General features: G+C 45.7%; 17 protein-coding genes. 12 read left to right on the top strand and 5 right to left on the bottom strand.

Features of this window, described 5'->3' with window-relative positions; translation table 11 throughout:
* The first annotated feature begins 482 nt into the window (after positions 1 to 482).
* From BUB19_RS04310 to BUB19_RS04285, 6 genes are all read left to right on the top strand, one after another.
* Positions 483 to 1892 carry an alkaline phosphatase PhoX gene (locus BUB19_RS04310; RefSeq protein ID WP_073092586.1) on the top strand — a complete coding sequence of 470 codons (1410 nt, stop codon included), beginning with the start codon at positions 483 to 485 and terminating at the stop codon, positions 1890 to 1892.
* A 218-nt stretch (positions 1893 to 2110) separates the two neighbouring features.
* Complete coding sequence (locus BUB19_RS04305; RefSeq protein WP_073093173.1) at positions 2111 to 2830, top strand: tetratricopeptide repeat protein; 720 nt, start codon at positions 2111 to 2113, stop codon at positions 2828 to 2830.
* A 74-nt stretch (positions 2831 to 2904) separates the two neighbouring features.
* Positions 2905 to 3381, top strand: a complete 477-nt coding sequence (ribH, locus tag BUB19_RS04300; RefSeq protein WP_073093171.1) for a 6,7-dimethyl-8-ribityllumazine synthase — start codon at positions 2905 to 2907, stop codon at positions 3379 to 3381.
* A 43-nt stretch (positions 3382 to 3424) separates the two neighbouring features.
* Positions 3425 to 4750, top strand: coding sequence for an aspartate kinase (locus BUB19_RS04295; protein WP_073092582.1), 1326 nt, complete (start codon positions 3425 to 3427; stop codon positions 4748 to 4750).
* A gap of 4 nt (positions 4751 to 4754) precedes the next feature.
* Entirely contained in the window at positions 4755 to 5090 is a 336-nt protein-coding gene (locus BUB19_RS04290) for a DUF6787 family protein (protein WP_073092579.1), read from the top strand.
* Positions 5091 to 5129: 39 nt separating this feature from the next.
* Positions 5130 to 6941 carry an ABC transporter ATP-binding protein gene (locus tag BUB19_RS04285; RefSeq protein ID WP_073092576.1) on the top strand — a complete coding sequence of 604 codons (1812 nt, stop codon included), beginning with the start codon at positions 5130 to 5132 and terminating at the stop codon, positions 6939 to 6941.
* On the opposite strand, the gene nadC is transcribed toward BUB19_RS04285, so the two are convergent.
* The gene (gene nadC / locus BUB19_RS04280) at positions 6898 to 7776 is read right to left on the bottom strand and encodes a carboxylating nicotinate-nucleotide diphosphorylase (protein WP_073092573.1); all 879 of its coding nucleotides are present in this window, start codon (positions 7774 to 7776) and stop codon (positions 6898 to 6900) included. The genes BUB19_RS04285 and nadC overlap by 44 nt on opposite strands.
* 42 nt (positions 7777 to 7818) lie before the next feature.
* The gene (locus tag BUB19_RS04275) at positions 7819 to 8220 is read right to left on the bottom strand and encodes a DUF4783 domain-containing protein (protein ID WP_084096953.1); all 402 of its coding nucleotides are present in this window, start codon (positions 8218 to 8220) and stop codon (positions 7819 to 7821) included.
* Positions 8221 to 8465: 245 nt separating this feature from the next.
* On the opposite strand from BUB19_RS04275, the gene gpmI reads away from it, so the two are divergent.
* Both gpmI and BUB19_RS04265 read left to right on the top strand, forming a co-directional pair.
* A complete protein-coding gene (gpmI, locus tag BUB19_RS04270) occupies positions 8466 to 9995 on the top strand; it encodes a 2,3-bisphosphoglycerate-independent phosphoglycerate mutase (RefSeq protein ID WP_073092567.1) in 1530 nt (509 codons plus the stop codon).
* Between the two features lies 1 nt (position 9996).
* A complete protein-coding gene (locus tag BUB19_RS04265) occupies positions 9997 to 10569 on the top strand; it encodes a hypothetical protein (protein WP_073092564.1) in 573 nt (190 codons plus the stop codon).
* 346 nt (positions 10570 to 10915) lie between these two features.
* Here BUB19_RS04265 and BUB19_RS04260 read toward each other — a convergent pair whose 3' ends face one another.
* The 3 genes from BUB19_RS04260 to BUB19_RS04245 form a co-directional block, all read right to left on the bottom strand.
* A complete protein-coding gene (locus BUB19_RS04260) occupies positions 10916 to 12436 on the bottom strand; it encodes a sodium:proton antiporter (RefSeq protein ID WP_073092561.1) in 1521 nt (506 codons plus the stop codon).
* Between the two features lie 174 nt (positions 12437 to 12610).
* A complete protein-coding gene (locus tag BUB19_RS04250) occupies positions 12611 to 13840 on the bottom strand; it encodes a Glu/Leu/Phe/Val dehydrogenase dimerization domain-containing protein (protein ID WP_073092555.1) in 1230 nt (409 codons plus the stop codon).
* 19 nt (positions 13841 to 13859) lie between these two features.
* A complete protein-coding gene (locus tag BUB19_RS04245; protein WP_073092552.1) occupies positions 13860 to 14954 on the bottom strand; it encodes an anhydro-N-acetylmuramic acid kinase in 1095 nt (364 codons plus the stop codon).
* A 102-nt stretch (positions 14955 to 15056) separates the two neighbouring features.
* On the opposite strand from BUB19_RS04245, the gene BUB19_RS04240 reads away from it, so the two are divergent.
* From BUB19_RS04240 to lptC, 4 genes are all read left to right on the top strand, one after another.
* Positions 15057 to 15788: a type III pantothenate kinase gene (locus tag BUB19_RS04240; RefSeq protein WP_073092549.1), complete on the top strand. Its 732-nt coding sequence runs from the start codon at positions 15057 to 15059 to the stop codon at positions 15786 to 15788.
* On the top strand, positions 15775 to 17064 hold the full coding sequence (locus BUB19_RS04235; RefSeq protein ID WP_073092546.1) for a BamG family beta-barrel-assembly machinery protein: 1290 nt from the start codon (positions 15775 to 15777) through the stop codon (positions 17062 to 17064). The genes BUB19_RS04240 and BUB19_RS04235 overlap by 14 nt, the downstream gene beginning before the upstream one ends.
* The gene (locus BUB19_RS04230; protein ID WP_084096951.1) at positions 17061 to 18380 is read left to right on the top strand and encodes a hypothetical protein; all 1320 of its coding nucleotides are present in this window, start codon (positions 17061 to 17063) and stop codon (positions 18378 to 18380) included. The genes BUB19_RS04235 and BUB19_RS04230 overlap by 4 nt, the downstream gene beginning before the upstream one ends.
* 199 nt (positions 18381 to 18579) lie before the next feature.
* Positions 18580 to 19173 carry an LPS export ABC transporter periplasmic protein LptC gene (gene lptC, locus BUB19_RS04225; protein ID WP_084096949.1) on the top strand — a complete coding sequence of 198 codons (594 nt, stop codon included), beginning with the start codon at positions 18580 to 18582 and terminating at the stop codon, positions 19171 to 19173.
* Positions 19174 to 19181: the final 8 nt, after the last annotated feature.

Genomic DNA, 19181 nt, shown 5'->3' with positions numbered 1-19181 from the left:
AATTTAAAATACATTTTTTAGGGTCTAAAAACTGAAAACCCGTTTTTTTCGACATTTTGGCCGTTTTCGACCGATTTTTGAAGTCAAAAAAAATTGAAAAAAAATTCTAATTATCGATTTATTTCTGAACCTGACCATCTTGTGTTTCAATATCCCCGCCCTGTTTATGTCGGTTGTCAACGGCTTGGTTCGGAAGCGCAGGTATTTTGCAAAAGGTATGTTATGAAACAGGCAACGGAATGATAACGATTTTATCACGGGCAGTCAGAAAAAATCGTTAGGATTTTTCTTCGAATTTGAATAGACTGCCATCCAATTGCCGGATTTTATCGGTAGTATATAGGTATGATTTGGCTTTTCGGGGTATTACCTACAGTACAACAATTTTGCGTTGCGCACTGAGGGACACGTCCGCTAACAGGCAGATCTCCCGCAACTGTACCCTGCGATTGGATAATTCAGAGAAGTATAATAACAAACAAATGAAACATTCAGCAAAAGATTCGAGAAGAAATTTTATCAAGGCATCAGGAATGGCCACTATCGGTTTTATGGGTTTATACCAATTCATGCAGCCAGGTTTTTCTTTAGCCAGCACTTCAAAAAAGGCCACGCTTGGCTACGGGCCTCTGAAAAAGGACCCGGAGGGCATACTCAATTTACCTGAGGGATTTTCCTATAAGATTATCAGTCGGGCGGGAGATGCGATGGATGATGGCCTGACATTGCCGGGGTTGGCCGATGGAATGGGGGCTTTTCAGGGCAAAAATGGTCGGGTGATCGTGGTTCGTAATCATGAAGTAAGCCCTGACGCCATGGAACATTCAGGATTTGGTGCCAATTATGAGCTTTTGGATAAGCTGAATAAAAAGGATTTTTATGATTTTGGTAAAGGTATTCTGCCTTCTCTGGGGGGTACGACTACCTTTGTATACGATGAGCAATCAGGAAATATGGTCAGACAATACCTCAGCCTCGCAGGTACGGTGAGGAATTGTGCTGGCGGCATTACGCCATGGGGCTCCTGGCTTACCTGTGAAGAAAGTACTTTAAAGAAGGGGGATTACGAAGATCGTCTGGAAGCGGATCATGGTTACGTGTTTGAAGTACCGGCATCAGAAGAGCCTTTGCGGGCTAACCCCCGTCCCATCAAAGCCATGGGGAGATTTAATCATGAGGCAGTGGCTGTAGATCCGGCTTCCGGCGTTGTTTACCTGACAGAAGACAGGGGTGACGGCATATTTTACAGATATATTCCAAATAAGCCGGGCAAATTGGACAAGGGGGGAAAACTCCAGGCACTTGCCATATTGGGTGAAAAGAGCAGGGATACCCGCAATTGGGAGGATAGCGAAGGTCCCGATTTTCCGGTGATGGAAGCTAAAAAGGTCACCTGGATAGATATTGAAAACGTGGAATCCCCGGAAGATGACCTGCGTTTTCAGGGTTTTGACAAAGGAGCAGCTGTTTTTGCCAGAGGTGAAGGCATCTGGTGGGGAGATAAAGAGGTGTATTTTGCCTGTACAAATGGTGGCAAAATCGGAGCAGGTCAGGTATTCAAGTATGTGCCCAGCCAATGGGAAGGAACTCCCGAAGAAGAAAAGGCGCCCGGCGAATTGACTCTTTTTGCGGAGCCAAACGACCGGGAAATTCTCAAAAATTGTGACAACCTGGCTGTAGCTCCCTGGGGAGATGTGATCCTTTGTGAAGATCACAAGCATCCATTTCTGGTAGGTATTACGCCAAAAGGAGAGCTGTACCACCTTGCTGAGAATGTTGGTTTTGCTTCCGAGCTTGCCGGAGGCGTGTTTTCTCCATCTGGCAAAACCTATTTTGTAAACATACAGGGCCCGGGAATTACCCTGGCCATCACGGGTCCCTGGAAAAGTTGAGAGATTCCTGACCCATAGATGGCAATGACCGGATCAATACTGGTCCGGTCATTTGTTGCTATTGGTCTGTAATTTTAGTGGGGTGGCCGTCGGCAAGGCTGCCGCCTCCCATTACTGATTTTCTGTCTGTTAAAGTGAGGCTTTTCCATTTTTGATTGGACAATACTTTTGTTATTGATTAAAACATCATCTATATTTGCCACTCAAATTTTAAAATGATGGCGAAGCAAAAGACCAGAAAGGGAAAAGCAGCACCTGAAACCTCAAACGAACTTCTCGAAAATCCGGATGCAATAGCAACCCGTTTGGGAAGGGGAGAAGCCTTTTTGAAGGAAAACACCAAATTGGTAGGAGGCGTCATTGGCCTGATGATATTGATTATTGCCGCGATTGTCGGCTATCAGATCCACAAGGCCAATCAAAATGAGAAAGCTCAGGGCGAAATGTTTCAGGCGGTTTATTACTACGAGCAGGACAGCCTGGATTTTGCCTTGAATGGAGACGGTGTGCAGCCGGGTTTCCTGGATATCATTGAGGATTACGGCGGGACAGATGCGGCAAACCTTTCCCACTTTTATACCGGGTCTATCTATCTTTCTCAGGGAGAATATCAGACTGCCGTAGACCATCTGGAAAGTTTCTCTTCTTCTGACTTCTTTGTGCAGGCCCAGGCTTACTCGCTTACCGGCGACGCCTACATGGAGCTGGGTAATCCGGACAAGGCCATCAGCTTATACGAAAGGGCTGCGAATTACAACACGAATAAATATTTTACACCAAGGTATTTGGCCAAATTGGCAGTCGCTCATGAGGAGGCCGGTAACCTGCAGCAAGCCATTGCTGCCTACGGGGAGATTGAGTCGAAGTATCCGGATTCTTATGAATATACTGAAGCCCGAAAACACAAAGCAAGGCTTGAAGGCCTGGCTTCTAATTGAAATGAATTTCAACATTGAAAAGAAGAGTAAGGCCGTTTTTGGTTTTACTCTTTTTTTATGAAAATTTTGTAAAAATGGCCACTTCCCTAAAAAATCTGAGTCAACATTCGAATGCCAATATTTCCGATATCAAAGCCAGGAAATTCGGCATTGTGGTTTCCGAGTGGAACGATGAAATCACCGAATCCCTATATGGCGCTGCATTGGAAACTTTATTGCGGCATGGAGCAAAGGAAAATAATATTTACAGGAAGAATGTTCCCGGATCCTTTGAATTGCCCCTGGGAGCCCAGTGGCTGGCCAAACTGGAAGAGATTGATGCTGTGATTTGCCTGGGTTGTGTAATTCAGGGGGAGACCCGTCATTTCGATTTTATCTGCAGTGCCGTGGCTCATGGTATTACCGAGGTGGGGCTGAAATATGACAAGCCGGTCATCTTTGGCGTACTGACCCCCGAAAACCAGCAGCAGGCACTGGACAGAGCGGGAGGTAAACATGGAAACAAAGGAGATGAGGCAGCCATATCGGCGATAAAAATGCTGGGATTCTAAAGAGCAGTCTCCCACCAATCTGACAATTTAAACTGTTTTTTGTATGAAAATCATGAAATTCGGAGGTACTTCCGTAGGAAGACCCGAAAGGATGCATCAGGTAAAAGATTTGATTACAGCTGATGATGATAAAAAAATTGTGGTGCTGTCTGCGCTTTCCGGAACCACAAACGCACTGGTAGGTATTGGGGAAGCACTGGCAGAAGGAAAAAAAGATGTGGCCCAGCAGAAGATCGATGCACTGCATGAGCACTACAATAATTTTTACCTGGAACTGCTGACTTCGAAGGCAGGGCGGGCAAAGGCCTTGCAGATCATCCGGGAGCATTTTGAATTTCTGACCATCATATTAAAAATATCCTTTAACGAGGCCATAAATAAGGATATTCTTGCTCAGGGAGAATTGCTCTCAACGAAGCTGTTCTATACCTTGCTGCAGGAACTGGAAATTCCGGCTGTGTTTCTTCCGGCCCTGGAATTTATGAGTATTGATGAGCACAATGAGCCTGAGCTGTCCCGGATCAGGCAGCGACTGGAGGCCATCCTGTCCAGATATCCCGAAGACAGTATCTTTATCACACAGGGGTACATTTGCAAAAATCACCGGAATGAAGTCGATAACCTGAAGAGAGGGGGAAGCGATTATACCGCCTCTTTGATCGGGGCCGCCACGGCTGCCAGTGTAGTAGAGATATGGACCGATATAGACGGGATGCACAATAACGATCCCAGGATTGTTGACCGTACGAAAGCCATTGCACACCTTTCTTTCGATGAGGCGGCGGAATTGGCCTATTTCGGGGCGAAGATCCTTCATCCCGCTTCTATATGGCCCGCCCAGCTCCACAATGTTCCGGTAAAATTGCTGAATACTATGGAACCGCAGGCACCTGGTACCACTATTACGGGTAACGGGGATGGTGAGGTAGGTGTCAAGGCCATTGCCGCAAAGGATGGCATTACCGCACTGAAGATCAAATCCAGCAGAATGCTTCTCGCCTACGGGTTTCTGAGAAAGGTCTTTGAAATTTTTGAGCGGTACCGCACCTCCATTGACATGATCACCACTTCGGAGGTTGCCATTTCTCTGACTATTGACGATGTTTCGCATCTGAAAGAGATTACCGCCGAGATACAAAAATTGGGTAAGGTAGAAGTAGACCATCACCTTTCCATTATTTGTATCGTAGGCAATAATATCATGGAGGAAGAAGGGGTGCTGAATAAAATCATGGACAGTTTGGAACAGATTCCCCTGCGCATGGTTTCCTATGGAGGAAGCAGACACAACGTTTCTCTGCTGATCGATGGCAAACAGAAGGAACACGTGTTGAAAGCCCTGAACGAAAGTCTCTTTGATTTTGAATAAGCCCATGCCAAATGAAAGTAAACCCGGTTTTCTGGAGCGGCTTAAACAAAAATGGAAGCTAAACAGCCTTTGGCAGGTTGTCTTGGTCCTGATCGTTTTTGCCTGTACGGGTTTTACCATCCTGTTTGTCAAAAAGCCCATTTTTGATCTTCTTGGAGTAGATACCCGTGGAGGGGGATTTGTGCAGACGGTAATCTACCTATTACTGGTACTTCCGCTTTACCAGATATTTTTACTGGTGTATGGTTTCATATTTGGGCAGTTTACCTTCTTTTGGGAGAAAGAAAAAAAGTTTCTGCAGCGAATCGGGAGATTGTTTAACCGAAGAGCAAAAAAATAAAACGCACAGTTGTACATCTTTTGAAGCATAGCATCAACCATGGCCAAACAAAGAGGTTTACCCCTGGATGAATCGGAAAAAAGAAAATTGAGCAAAAAAAACCTGGCAAAATTGTCGGGTATTTTCAGGTTTGCGCTTCCCTACAAGGGCTATTTTATTGCGGGAATGATATTCTTGTTTCTATCCAGTTTGATGCTGCTGACCTTTCCGTTTGTTGCGGGAAAATTAATAGATGCTGCTTCAGGAGAAGAGTGGGTTATCAATGACATCAACGGCATCGCCTTTATACTGCTGGGTATATTGCTGGTTCAAAGTATCTTTTCCTTTTTCCGCGTCTGGCTGTTTGCTCAGGTCAGCGAGCGCTCCATGAAGGATATCCGGGTGGCTCTTTACGAGCATCTGGTAAGGTTGCCCATGACCTTTTTTGATCAACGGAGAACGGGGGAATTGATCAGTCGGATCACATCTGATGTATCATTGCTTCAGGATACTTTTTCGATTACCCTGGCCGAATTGCTGCGGCAGGTAATCACCCTGCTGGTAGGTATCGCCTTCCTTTTCTATAGCACGCCGCGACTGACGCTATTCATGCTGATAACCATACCCTTGCTGGTGATCATCGCCATGGTTTTTGGCAGGTTTATCCGAAAACTCTCAAAAACCACTCAGGACGAGCTGGCAGCAGCCAATGTGGTGGTAGAGGAAACCCTCCAGTCCATTGTGACGGTCAAATCCTTTACGGGAGAAGCATATGAATCCAACCGTTATCGCTTTCGCCTGGACAGGGTGGTGGAAGTTGCATTAAAGGCCGCCAAATTCAGGGGAGCGTTTATTTCATTTATCATTTTTGCATTGTTTGGGGGTATCGTCGCTGTGATCTGGTATGGTGCTACATTGGTAAGTGCCGGCGAAATGAGCATTGGAGACCTGGTATCCTTCGTGCTTTACACCACTTTTATCGGAGGATCTATCGCCGGCCTGGGTGATATATATGGGCAGGTACAAAAGGCGATCGGTTCGTCGGAGAGGGTTTTGGAGATCCTGGAGGAAGCCGCTGAGGAGCGCAAATCCGGCGCTGAAGTGCAAAAAGTGGCTGGTTCCATCAGATTTAAGCAGGTGGTATTTCATTATCCCACCCGTCCGGAATATCGTGTTCTTGATGGCATTGATTTTTCTATCGGTCCTGGCGAAAAGGTGGCACTGGCAGGACATAGCGGTGCCGGAAAATCTACCATTATACAATTATTGCTCAAGTTTTATGCGTTAGGACAAGGAGATATCTTACTGGACGGACAGTCTATCCGGCATTGGGATCCACAGCAACTACGGCAAAACATAGGTATTGTTCCACAGGAGGTACTGCTATTTGGCGGTAGTATCCGGGAAAATATATTGTATGCCAGACCTGGTGCTACAGAGAAGGAAATAATAGCCGCAGCTACTCAGGCCAATGCCTGGGAATTTATCCAACGCTTTCCCGATGGCCTGGATACGTTGGTGGGAGAGCGAGGCATCAAACTCTCGGGAGGACAAAGGCAAAGGATCGCCATTGCCAGAGCCATTTTAAAGGATCCGGCCATATTGATTCTGGACGAAGCCACCTCATCGCTGGATGCAGCTTCGGAAGCCCTGGTACAGGAAGCGCTGGACAAGCTGATGAAAGGCCGTACTACCATTATCATTGCGCACAGATTGGCCACCATCCGGAAGGTGGATCGCATCTACGTGCTAAAATCAGGAAAAATCATTGAAGAAGGAAACCACGAAGAACTATCTGCATTAAGCAATGGGCATTACGCCCACCTGGTCAATTTGCAGTTTGCCGATGACCTTTCAAGGCCTTCAGACTGATATCCATGCTCTTTACCTGATGGGTGAGCGCGCCCACAGAGATGTAATCCACACCTGACTCAGCCACAGCCACAATGGTTTCCTCATCAATTCCGCCTGAGGCTTCGGTCAGGTATTGTTTGCCAATCATCCCTACAGCTTCTTTCATGGTTTGCGGATCCATGTTGTCCAGCATGATGATGTCTACACCTCCGGTATCTAGTACCAGACGGACTTCCTGCAAACTTCTGGTTTCAATCTCAATTTTCAGATCGAGCTGTTTTTTGCTGAGGTAGGCATGTGTGGCCCTGATGGCTTGTGGGATGCCTCCCGCAAAATCAATGTGATTGTCCTTGAGCATGATCATGTCATAGAGGGCAAACCGATGGTTTTTTCCACCTCCGATAGAGACAGCCCATTTTTCCAACAAGCGAAAATTTGGCGTAGTTTTTCTCGTGTCCAGCAGTTGCGCGCCGGTGTGGGCGATGAGATCATTTAATTTCTTTGTCTTTGTGGCGATACCGCTCATGCGCTGCATGCAGTTCAAAACCAAACGTTCTGTTGTCAATATGGAGGCGGCTTTGCCACTTACCAGCAGGCCTATATCACCGGCTTGAACACACTGTCCATCCTGCAGCAACAGGCGAACCTTCATTTCCGGGTCGTGGTAGTGAAAAATGGTCTTGGCCAACTCAAGCCCGGCGATCACGCCGTTTTCCTTGATCAGCAGTTGGGCAGATCCTTGCTGGTCGGGAGGTACTGCCGCCAGGGTGGAATGATCTCCCTCTCCGATATCTTCAAGAAAGGCTGCCTGTATAAAATGCTGTAAACTTTCTGGATTGATGTATTCCTGCATGACGGAACAAAAATAACAAATATTCCCGACAGGACAGGCTGTTTATTGCCTGATAATTCCCAGGCTGTAAATGATAAATCGGGCATTGTCGATCATTTTCCCCCTGATAAGGACCCGGTATTTTCTTTCCAGTGAATGATAAGTCCCAATAAGGTAGGACAAATTGTCTCCCGTTTGCCCTTCATGTTGCAAGTCGAAATTTTCGGCAGGGTTGTTTCTGAAAAAATCGCGAAGTACTATTTCCGCCTGACTCCGGGAATAGTCTCTTTTGTCATTGTCCAGACTGATCTCAACCATATCATCCAGAAAACGGGTGATCTCTCTGATCGAACCTTGCTGAAAGGCTATTTTCAGAGAATTATTTTCCTCCTGAGCCATGCAATCCTCGCTCAGGACCGAAATTGACATCAGGCCAAAAATAAAAATGGGGATTAAACGCAACATATTTTTCCAGCCTCAAAATTCAGGCCAAAAAGAGTTTGTTTCCCATTAATTGTCGGGTTTGTTTCCTGGCAGCGATGAGCGATTGCTTGCGGGAGATTATTGCTGAATTTATCAGGCCCTATTTATTATTGTCTTATATTTGCGGGGCAGCGAAAACCCGGGAATGAATATCCTGGCAAGTGATCCGAAACCAATCATTGGGAAAAACCGGAATTTTTGTTTGATTGTAACCAATAGAAAAAGACATGAATAAGAAAGTTTTATTAATGATTCTCGATGGCTGGGGAATAGCGCCCAGTCCGGAAGTCTCTGCAATTGATAAAGCCAAAACTCCCTTCATCGATGGCCTGTACGAAAGATATCCGCATTCCCGTCTGGATGCTTCGGGCCTTGCCGTTGGCTTACCGGAAGGTCAAATGGGTAATTCCGAAGTAGGGCACATGAATATTGGAGCAGGTAGGGTGGTTTACCAGGATTTGGTAAAGATCAATAAAGCCGTGAAAGACGGTGATCTGATTGAACATCCGGTATTGAAAAAGGCCTTTTCAGAAGCCGTCGAAGCCGGGAGGAAAGTTCACCTGATAGGTTTGGTTTCTGATGGGGGTGTTCATGCTCACCTTTACCATCTGAAAGGCCTTTGCGATGCTGCAAAAGCAAATGGTGTGGAGGATGTTTTTATTCATGCCTTTACGGATGGAAGAGATACCGACCCGAAAAGTGGCGTGAGATTTCTGGAGGATTTAAAAAACCACTGCGAAAGCTCAGCCGGTCAACTGGCTTCTATCATCGGGAGGTATTACGCCATGGACAGGGACAAACGTTGGGAAAGAGTGAAGCTGGCATATGATGCCATGGTTCATGGAGAAGGAGAAAAATCCAAGGATTTGCTTTCCGCCCTGAGAAAATCCTATGCCAATGGTGTGACAGATGAGTTTATCCGACCCATTATCCAGGTAGATGAGGATGGGAAACCGCTGGCAACGATAGCCGAAGGGGACACAGTGATCTGTTTTAACTTCAGGACGGATCGGGGAAGGGAGATAACGGAAGTGTTGACCCAGAAGGACTTTCCGGATTACAACATGAAAAAATTGAAACTCAATTATGTCACCTTCTCCCTGTATGACGAAAATTTCAAGGATATCCCTGTCGTTTTCGAAAAAGACAACCTTAGCAATACATTGGGAGAAGTTTTAGAAAAGTATGGGAAGAAGCAAATCAGAATTGCCGAAACCGAGAAATATCCGCATGTGACCTTCTTTTTTTCGGGGGGGCGGGAAGTGCCCTTCGAAGGAGAACAAAGGATCCTCTGCAACTCTCCGAAAGTGGCTACCTACGATTTGCAGCCCGAAATGTCGGCTCATGAAATTGCAAAGAAAATCAATCAGGAACTTCCCAAAAAAGAAGTTGATTTTATATGTCTGAATTTTGCCAACGCCGATATGGTGGGACACACGGGTGTATTTGAGGCCGCTGTCAAAGCCTGCGAGGCAGTGGACGAATGTGCTTCTGCTGTAATCGAGACGGCGCTGGAAAATGACTATACGGTTATTGTCATCGCAGATCATGGCAACAGCGATTGTATGATCAATCCCGATGGTACGCCAAACACCGCTCATACTACTAATCTGGTGCCCTGTATCATGGTAGACAAGCATGACCGATTGGAAGTAAATGACGGTAAACTGGGAGACCTGGCACCTACCATACTTAAATTGATGGGTATAGCCAGGCCTGCAGAAATGACCGGAGCGGTGCTGCTGAAAGATCAATAGGATGAACTGCTGCAGGAAAGGGGTCGTTTGGGTATTGCTGCTGATATGGGCAGGTATCGGCTGTAAAGAGGAACAATCAACCCCTTTTGCCAATCCTACACAGATCGACGCCTACTTTCCCCTTGCGGATTTTCTGGAGCAGAAGATTGACAACAGTTCTGGCCGGAAAGTGGTCAAAACCATTCGTTTCAATGATGAAGAAGAACAGGTTGAGTTTACCCCTGATCAGGAATCCTGGCGGAAGGAACTGGATTTTTTCTTTCAATCGGACATCAACAAAGCAGCTCTGGCCTCATCCTACGAAACGCGTGAGGAAGGTGGGGTGTTGATTCATAGTTTGAAACCCGGGGAAAAGAACAATATCCAGGAAATCAGGGTGAGCAAACAGGAAGGACGGGTGGATGAAATTGCTGTCATTGCGCTGAAAGACAACCTTTTTTACCGCTCCCAGGTACAGGGTACATTGGGTTTTGATGCCAATGAACAGCTAATCAGCTATAGTCTTGAAGGCAACCAGAAAGTATGGTTTCTGGATGCCACGGACCTGCAGGTGCAGGCCACAGTGGGAGGTTGAAGCATATCCGTTTAGTTTTTCACTTCCACGCTTTTTCCAAAATTTTATCTTTCCTGTTCATACAGCCGGCCTGTTTGTAGGCCAGCAATTTTCAATTTATCTCTGCTGCGGTCAGGTTTCATACCCTTCATCATTCGAAGCCGCATGATCTGGTGATCTGGCAGGAAATGCAGACAGGTTTACTTGCTTTCCGGAAAGCAATATTCGTTTGGCGGGGGCTGACCTGAAAAAGTATCGCTACTGTTTTTTTCTAGAGATTATAGCAGGTAAAGCGATCCGTTTCCGGGCGGGTTCTTGACTCTCAATACCCCTTCACCTGGTACCATGCGCTATATTTTGCAGATTTTTATCCGGCAAAGGCAAAGAATACCAACCAGGTAATAAAAAGGATGGGCAGTAGTATGGGTATGGAAAATCTCAGGATATAGCCAAAGAAGGATGGCATTTTTATTCCGCTTTGTTCGGCAATGGACTTTACCATAAAGTTTGGACCATTACCAATATAGGTCATGGCGCCGAAAAATACGGATGCAATGGAGATGGCCATCAATTCGAACGCTGAATCCAGATAATTGTCCATGGCAAAGTCTTTTACCTGCTGGATAATGTTGATGTCAGCCCCCTGGGAGGCCATGGCTGCTGCCAGGAAATTAAGGTAAGTGGGTGCATTGTCCAGAAATCCCGACAGGATTCCCGTGCCCCAGTACAGGCTGTTGTAGGTGATCATGGCTGCTCCTTCTTCGGATTGAGCAAAGGTGCCTACAAGTTCCAACGCGGGCATCATGGTACCGAATATGCCGATAAAGATAAATGCCACCTCCCGGATAGGTTCAAAATTAAATTCATTTCCCTGAAGGGCTTTCTGGTCGGCAAATTTGTAGGAAAAAAAGGCAACTGAAAACATAATGGTTTCCCTCAGGAAGCTAAACTTCTGGCCATCATAATGAATGGCAGGAACCCAATCCAGTACATTGGGGTCCAAAAATACTGAAATGATAATGAGTAGCAACCAGAAGAAATTCTTGGTTCCGCTGAGTGATATTTTATTGGTAAACTGGTTTTCTTCTTCTGTTTCTATCAGGGCACCATTTCTGCCAAATTTTTTGTCTACAAAATAGAAAATAATGGAAAGTATGGCCAAGGCCAGAATCCATGCCGGCCAATTGTGTTCGAGTGTCCAGAAGAATGGTACTCCCTTTAAAAAACCTAAAAACAGCGGTGGGTCGCCTATTGGTGTCAATGAACCTCCTATATTGCTGACCATAAAAATAAAAAAGATAATGTGATAGGGCTGTATGTTGTGTTTGTTAAGGCGGATAAAGGGCCGGATCAATAGCATGGATGCTCCCGTGGTACCGATAAGATTGGAGATGAGTGCACCTATCAGCAACAGGATTACATTGGCCAGGGGGGTGGAATTTTTGTCCACTTCTATTAGTATTCCTCCGGAGGCGATAAATAGGGAGGCGAGTAAGGCAATAAACTGAACATATTCGGCCAGGGCATGGACCGGATTGTGTACATTGTGCAGTACAAAGAGGTAATAGAGCACGACTACGGTGGCAAGGCTAACGGCTATTTTGGGATAGTTATGGTGCCAGAAGTGTTCGTAAAATAAAGGGCCTGTGGCGATCATCAGCAGTAGCGCTACAAAGGGGATGACCAGCCAACCGGGCGCATGTCCATGGCTGTCTTCATGAGACGGCTCAAGTACTGATTGCGGACTGTTTTCAGTTTGTTCTGCTTCAGTGTCTTGTTCGGATACCTGGGCTAATAATGTGGAGCTTGGTGATTTTTGGGCTTGGGCAATATGTCCGGAAAGGAGCAGGCCAAATATAAGGAGGCATGAAGCGATATATTTCTTCATTCACTTGCTATTATTGTTCGAAGAATGATTAAGTCAGGTCTTTTCTGTAAACTGAAAAAACGGTCGGTTGAAATAAATTTCTCTAAACTAGTTATTTTGTGGATTAGGTACCAAATAATTTGATGGGAGCGGTCAAAAAACATCATATTTTTTTGACCGGCAAAATCAAAAAGCTTACTCATGCAGCTGCTGAAGGGCAATTTCGAAGGCGGTACGGGCGATTTGGCTTCGCTTTGGATTCACTTCATGACACCTTTTCAATGCCTTGTAGATCGTCTTGCTCACATCCTGAAAAATAGCCTCATCCGTCACCTGAACCTTATCTGACATCAGGTAGGCCGCCATTCTTGCAATACCCACATTGGAAATAAAATCAGGTATCAGCGAGAGGTTATCGTCTGCATGTGTACTCACAGGTCCCATAAATATGTCATTTTCCGCAAATGGGAAATTGGCACCAGAGGCGATCAGCTCCAATCCTCCGGCCATCATCCTTTCCAATTCCGATTTGCCGATAAGCCGTGATTTGGCAGCTGGTATAAAAATATCTCCCTCAGTATCCCAGATGCTTTTGGTTCCCTCTTCAAAAGGGATCAGGCGACTGCTGACGAGCTTGTTTTTATCCTTGTTGGCATATAATTTAATGATCTCAGAGGTATCCAAACCGTTATTATCGATGATGGCTCCTTCCAGTGAGATGATACCTACGATCTTAACTCCAGCTCTGGATAGGAAATAGGCAGCTGCGGCACCTACGTTTCCCCAGCCCTGTATGATGGCTTTCTTCCCCTTCAGGCTGCCTCCCCATAGTTTGTAATAATGTGCGACCGATTCGGCCAGTCCATAACCAGTGATCAGGTGGCTGGCCTGCAATTTTGAAGTAGGGGAGGGAGAAAATTCCTGGTTTTCAATAATTTTGGACATGCCATATCTCAGCTGGCCGATTTTTTGAATCTTTTTAGGTTCTTCTGATTTGTAATGGCCATTGACTACGCCCTCCTGCGGATGCCAGAGACCAAAATTTTCAGTCAAGGGTATCAATTCCATGGCCTCGTCTATATGAATGCCTGCCCCGGTGCCAAAATAGCTTTTCAAAATGGGAGAAACGACCTTAAACCACCTACGCAGCACATCTTCCTTACGAGGGTCCTTCGGGTCGAAATTGATACCTGCTTTGGCTCCGCCTATAGCTGGTCCCGACACCGTGTATTTGATGGCTGTGTTTTTGGCGAGTTGGATGATTTCTTTTTTCTCCATGCCCTTTTTCATGCGGGTGTCGCCTCCTGCAGCCCCTCCTCTCAGCGAATTGATGACCAACCATCCTTCTGCCTCAGACTCGCTGTCACTCCATTCAAATACAATTTCTGGCTGCTGATTCTCAAATTTTTTTAGAAGTTCTCTCATAGAATTATTTGGTTTAGATTCAGTGCTCCGGGAAAAAACCGTACATCGTTCCCCCGCAATTGTCTCTGGAGGCTGCCGTCACAGATGCCAGGCAATTGTTTTCTCCCCTCATTCTCAATACCCCCAAAAATGCAAAGACCAAAGCTTCCTTGAAGTCTATGATCTGGTTTTCGGGCAGGCTGAGGCCGATACGGGAATGGATTTTCGCTGAAAGATTTTCTATAAAAAAGGCATTATATGCCCCCCCTCCGGTGATGAGTAAATTTTTTTTGCCCGCTGACCCGGCATTTCTGAGTAGAACGTCTGCAATGCAGCCGGCAAAATGTTCGGAAAGTGTAGCCAGGGTGTCAGGTACGGACGTTTCCGCTTTTTCAAGAATCGGAAGAAAATCCCGTTCGATGTCTTCCCTGGCGAGTGATTTTGCTCCGGAAATCGCATAATAGGGAAGCCTCTCCAATTTTTCGAGCAGTAGCTCATTTACTTTGCCGGACCTGGCAATGTTTCCACTGGCATCAAATGCTTTTCCCGCTTTCTGCGCGGCATGATTGAGCAAAAGATTGAAGGGACAGGTATCAAAGGCCCTTCTTTCGTTTCCTATTTCCATGGAAATATTGGCAATCCCTCCCAGGTTCAGGGCGAAATCATATTCTGAAAAAAGCAAGGCATCACCCACAGGTACCAATGGAGCCCCTTGTCCGCCGAGTATCAGGTCCAGTTTTCTGAAATCGTTGATCACCGGAATACCGGATGATTGCCATAAGGCATATCCGTCTCCGATTTGTTTGGTCATACCCTTGTGCGGTTGGTGAAAAACGGTATGTCCGTGAGAACCAATGGCCTCAGGACGAAACCCATAGGCAGCACACAGGGCTTTGACCTCTTTACCCATCCAGTGACCGAACTGGATGTCTAATATCTCCAGGGAGGCTGCGTCCAGAAGGTGGGCTGTTTTGAGCGCCTTACCGAGCTGTGTCGGAAATGGTACGGTACGGGCTTCAATAATTTCGAAATTCCAGGACTCATTTTTGGAAAAACTGCAACAGGCAAAATCCAGTCCGTCTCCTGAAGTTCCGGACATGAGTCCCACCACTTCATACCGTTTGGCTTCCTTCATGGGTTAAAGTTTGTTAAATAAGGAGTTCGCAAACTTAAAAATAACATTTCATCAGGCAGCCTCCAAAGTAAATTGACTAATTTTGAAGTGGTTTTAATAGAAATGAAAAAGCAAAGCAGACACTGGACAGCAGATCTTGGTAACACCCGGATAAAATGCGGTGTATTCGCAGATGGCAAGCTATTGGAAACCAAAACATTTGCTGATTTGGCTTCCTTTCAAGCCTATTTCCGGCCCCAAAAAGCTGACCGGGTCATCATGGTCTCGGTGAGATGGAATGAGGAGGAGCTGAAAGATATTTTTGGTTTTCCATTTCTTTTCTTTGACCGGAAGACCCCGCTACCTATTCTCAATAACTACAGTAGTCCCGAGACCCTGGGCTTGGACCGCCTGGCCGCCGTTATCGGCGGAAGAGCCTTTAAAAGTGCCGGCTCTCTGCTATGCATCGACGCGGGAACCTGTATTACCTATGATTTTCTGGATAAATCAGACAAGTACCAGGGTGGGGCCATATCTCCGGGCCTGAGGTTAAGGGGCCGGTCCATGCACGAATTTACAGCCAGGCTGCCGTTGGTGACTTTGACCCGAAAGGATATTCCGGTTTTGGGAAAAGATACGGTAAGCTGTCTGGAATCAGGTATTTTACATGGAGCAGCGGGAGAAATCAACGGTTTCATCAACTATTACCGCCAGGCTTTCGGTCAGGTTCATGTCTTTATTTGTGGAGGAGATGCGGAAATCTTTGAAAGCTTAATAAAAGACCACATATTTGTAATCCCCAATTTGGTCCTGTACGGATTGGACAGAATTTTATTATACAATGTCGAAAAATAAATTAATAGTGGCCAGCCTGGGCTTTTTCCTGGGTCTTCTTGCCAGCCCCACCTATACTTTTGCGCAATTTACTTCATCCACCTACAGCTCCCTGGGGGTAGGTATATTTAATAATTCCGGCCTTACCCAGAACCAGGGTATGGGGGGTATGGGCGTAAGTTTTGGAAACAGCTATAGCGTGAATCATGTAAATCCTGCCATTTCTGTCAAAAATGCGGCATACAGTTTTCAAGCCGCTTTCAACTACAACCAACTTTCAGCGACTACCACTTCCAATTCGGAGGTGCTAGATGGAGGGGGCTTAAGTTATGTGGCCATGTCCTTTCCGGTAGTACCCCGGAAGTTTACTGTGGGATTGGGATTGAACCAGCTTACCGGTGTAGATTATAACATTACTGTCAACACCCCTGTCAACAACACCGATCTGGTTTCCCAGAATATGATAGAAGGTAAAGGGGGGCTGAGTCAAGTGTACCTGCAAAGTGGTTTTCAGGTATACAAAACCCTGAGTCTGGGGGTAGAGGGTGCCTATACCTTTGGCTCTACGATAAGAACCAATCAGTTGGATTTGCTTGACGAGGAAATGAACGGGATAGGGATTTCTTCAGAATATTACGAAAGACTCACCTTCAGTGATGTTACCTTTAAGGGCAGCATTTACTATGCCCAGCAGCTTGGAGAGCAAAAATACCTTAATCTGGGTGCCATTTATCATGTTTTTGGTGATATTAATGGAAAAGAATTTGCGAAAATGGGAGAATCGGGGCAAGCTAGCATTCCGAATTCTCCGGGAGATGTGATTGCGGACGACGTTTCCGGAAGTATTTTCCTTCCCAATAAGATAGGTTATGGTGTAACTTATGAAAAAATTAATAAATTTGCTATAGGTGTTGAAGCGCAGTTTCAGGATTTTTCCGATTACAGGGGGTTTAATGCTACTCAAACTAACCTGGGGAATTCCTACAAACTCTCTCTTGGGGGGCAGTACATACCGGATGCTTTCTCTTTGGAAAGCATGCTGAGCCGTTCAACGTTCAGAGCCGGCATCGAATATGAGCGATTGCCCTATCTGTTGAACCAGAACCAGATTGATGATATTGGCATTAATTTTGGTGCTTCACTTCCTGTATACAGTCTATCGTTATTGAATTTGGCGGTGAAGTTGGGGACAAGAGGAACGGTAAACGATGGATTGGTGCGAGAAAATTATATTAAAGTTTCGTTAGGAATTTCAATAAATGACAACAGTTGGTTTTACAAAAAAGTATTTGAATGATGTTGACAAACATGAAAATTAAATCGGCAATTATCGGATGTTTGTCCTTCCTCATGGTAGGACTTGTACAGGCACAGGAAGGTTGGAACTGGCCTGCTGACCCGCAGATGGAAGCCCAGGCCAGAGAGTACAATGCGGCTTACAACGACTACCTGAAGGCAGAGGAGTTTTTAAAGGCCAAAGGTCCTTTGCACTGGTTGTTGGTCAATGCTCCTGACCTGAACGAAGCCCTGTACATCAATGGGGTAAAGGTCTATGAAGGTGCTGCAGAAAAGGCTACCGATGAGGCAGATATCAGTACCTATCAGGATTCAGTGCTTACTGTTTATGATTTGAGAAAGGATTTGTACGACAATGAGCCTCAGTGGATAGCCAATAAGGCCTATTATGCCTACAAGTTTTATAAGGGCAATAAGGACAAAGTAGACATAGCAACAAAGCTGTTTGAGAAAACCATTGAGATCCATGGAAAGCTGGAACCATCAGAATTGAACGCAGCATATTTTGATGCCATTTACAGGAACTTTGCTTTCAATAAGGCCTATACGCCAGAGGAAGTGATTGAAAAATATGAGTTCATCATGTCAAAGCTTGACGAAGATGAGGCGGAAGGCAAAAATGTAGCTACCTCCAGAGGTACCCTTGACCAGCTTCTTGCTGCCATGGACATTATCAACTGTGATTTTATTGAAAAAAATATGGGTCCGAAGTTGATGGCAGATCCGACAAATCTGAAATTAGCCAAACAAATATTCCAGTATTCGATCAAGGAAAAATGCACCAGTAGTGATGTGTTCCTTGCTGCCCTGGAGACAATAGACAATGACAGCCCCACTTTCAGTACTTCTCAGGTAAGGGGAATGCGGTACATGCAAAATTCGGAATACGCCAAGGCTGGTGAGCTTTTCGAGAAAGCACTTACCCTGGCTGAAACTGAGGAGCAGAAGGCTGAAATTCACTGGGACATGGCCAAAGTGCATGCAAACCTCGGTAGAAAAAGCCAGGCAAGGTCTTCCGCGCTGAAAGCTGCAGAAATGAATCCGGAAAGGGAAGCCGATGCTCACTCCTTCATTGCCGGTCTGATCATGTCATCTTCAAACGAGTGCAAAGGTGGAGAAAGCAGGGTAAAAGATTACTCAATCTACATCGCTGCCTATAATGAATACGCGAGGGCTGGCAATAACCAGGGAATGGCCAATGCAAAAGCCAGGTTCCCATCTAAGGAAGAATTGTTTACCGAGGGGTACCAGGTGGGCGATACCATCAATACCGGGTGCTGGGTAGGACAAACGGTGACCCTGGCAACAAGGGATTAAGTTGCATTAAGCCATCCGGCTTACAACAATCGATACAAAAAAAGGCGGTAGTTCACCGCCTTTTTTTGTGGGCTTCGCGGAAAGAGCGGCCTATTTCGGGCCGTCAGGATAAACTTTCTGGCATCTTATCCGTCAAATGATACAGTAATGCTTACAAAGTAGACGTTCCTTTAGAAATTGTACTTAACTTTGCATCAATATGCATAGATTATTCGCTTCGGTCCGAAAGAAAGGAAGGTTACTCCGTAGCTTAAAGCTCACGTTTAGCCATACCGGTAGTCTATTGTTGCTATTGCTTGTGTCGGGCGTTTTTTCATGCCGGGAGGATGTCGATAAAAGTCAGCTCGAAACCTATGAGGGGCCGATTCGCACCAGTCACCAGATGGTGTTGCTCCATAGTGATTCTGCTTTGGTGAGAACCAAACTGATGGCCGATAAGCAATTGGAGTTCAGAAATGGAGACAATGAGTTCCCCGAAGGTATTTTGATACATTTCTTTGAAAAAGATGGTACCTTAAGTAGCACCATCCGCGCTGATCGTGGTTATTACGATCGCAAAAACAACTTGTACCGGGGAGAGGGAGATGTACAGGTGCACAATATCCTGAAAGGACAAAAGCTGTCCTCTGAAGAACTCTTCTGGGATCGCGCCAGGAAAAAGATATATACTGAAAAATTTGTAACTGTGGAGGAGCCTGACAGGGTCATCAAAGGCACGGGAATGGAAGCAGATGAAGGATTTAATGATTATAAATTCAAAAAAGTGACAGGAATAATTGATAATGTCCTTTAGTCGGTATA

The sequence above is a fragment of the Cyclobacterium lianum genome (genome assembly GCF_900143075.1).
Lineage (GTDB): Bacteria > Bacteroidota > Bacteroidia > Cytophagales > Cyclobacteriaceae > Cyclobacterium > Cyclobacterium lianum.
This window is presented reverse-complemented; position numbering and strand designations above follow the sequence as displayed.

Excerpts from the sequence above, each read along its gene's own strand:
- BUB19_RS04245 (WP_073092552.1), bottom strand. The coding sequence starts at position 14,954 with ATGAAGGAAGCCAAACGGTATGAAGTGGTGGGACTCATGTCCGGAACT.
- BUB19_RS04230 (WP_084096951.1), top strand. The coding sequence starts at position 17,061 with ATGATGTTGACAAACATGAAAATTAAATCGGCAATTATCGGATGTTTG.
- nadC (WP_073092573.1), bottom strand. The coding sequence starts at position 7,776 with ATGCAGGAATACATCAATCCAGAAAGTTTACAGCATTTTATACAGGCA.
- BUB19_RS04305 (WP_073093173.1), top strand. The coding sequence starts at position 2,111 with ATGGCGAAGCAAAAGACCAGAAAGGGAAAAGCAGCACCTGAAACCTCA.
- BUB19_RS04285 (WP_073092576.1), top strand. The coding sequence starts at position 5,130 with ATGGCCAAACAAAGAGGTTTACCCCTGGATGAATCGGAAAAAAGAAAA.
- BUB19_RS04260 (WP_073092561.1), bottom strand. The coding sequence starts at position 12,436 with ATGAAGAAATATATCGCTTCATGCCTCCTTATATTTGGCCTGCTCCTT.
- BUB19_RS04295 (WP_073092582.1), top strand. The coding sequence starts at position 3,425 with ATGAAAATCATGAAATTCGGAGGTACTTCCGTAGGAAGACCCGAAAGG.
- BUB19_RS04290 (WP_073092579.1), top strand. The coding sequence starts at position 4,755 with ATGCCAAATGAAAGTAAACCCGGTTTTCTGGAGCGGCTTAAACAAAAA.
- BUB19_RS04275 (WP_084096953.1), bottom strand. The coding sequence starts at position 8,220 with ATGTTGCGTTTAATCCCCATTTTTATTTTTGGCCTGATGTCAATTTCG.
- BUB19_RS04265 (WP_073092564.1), top strand. The coding sequence starts at position 9,997 with ATGAACTGCTGCAGGAAAGGGGTCGTTTGGGTATTGCTGCTGATATGG.
- BUB19_RS04310 (WP_073092586.1), top strand. The coding sequence starts at position 483 with ATGAAACATTCAGCAAAAGATTCGAGAAGAAATTTTATCAAGGCATCA.
- ribH (WP_073093171.1), top strand. The coding sequence starts at position 2,905 with ATGGCCACTTCCCTAAAAAATCTGAGTCAACATTCGAATGCCAATATT.
- gpmI (WP_073092567.1), top strand. The coding sequence starts at position 8,466 with ATGAATAAGAAAGTTTTATTAATGATTCTCGATGGCTGGGGAATAGCG.
- BUB19_RS04235 (WP_073092546.1), top strand. The coding sequence starts at position 15,775 with ATGTCGAAAAATAAATTAATAGTGGCCAGCCTGGGCTTTTTCCTGGGT.
- BUB19_RS04250 (WP_073092555.1), bottom strand. The coding sequence starts at position 13,840 with ATGAGAGAACTTCTAAAAAAATTTGAGAATCAGCAGCCAGAAATTGTA.
- lptC (WP_084096949.1), top strand. The coding sequence starts at position 18,580 with ATGCATAGATTATTCGCTTCGGTCCGAAAGAAAGGAAGGTTACTCCGT.
- BUB19_RS04240 (WP_073092549.1), top strand. The coding sequence starts at position 15,057 with ATGAAAAAGCAAAGCAGACACTGGACAGCAGATCTTGGTAACACCCGG.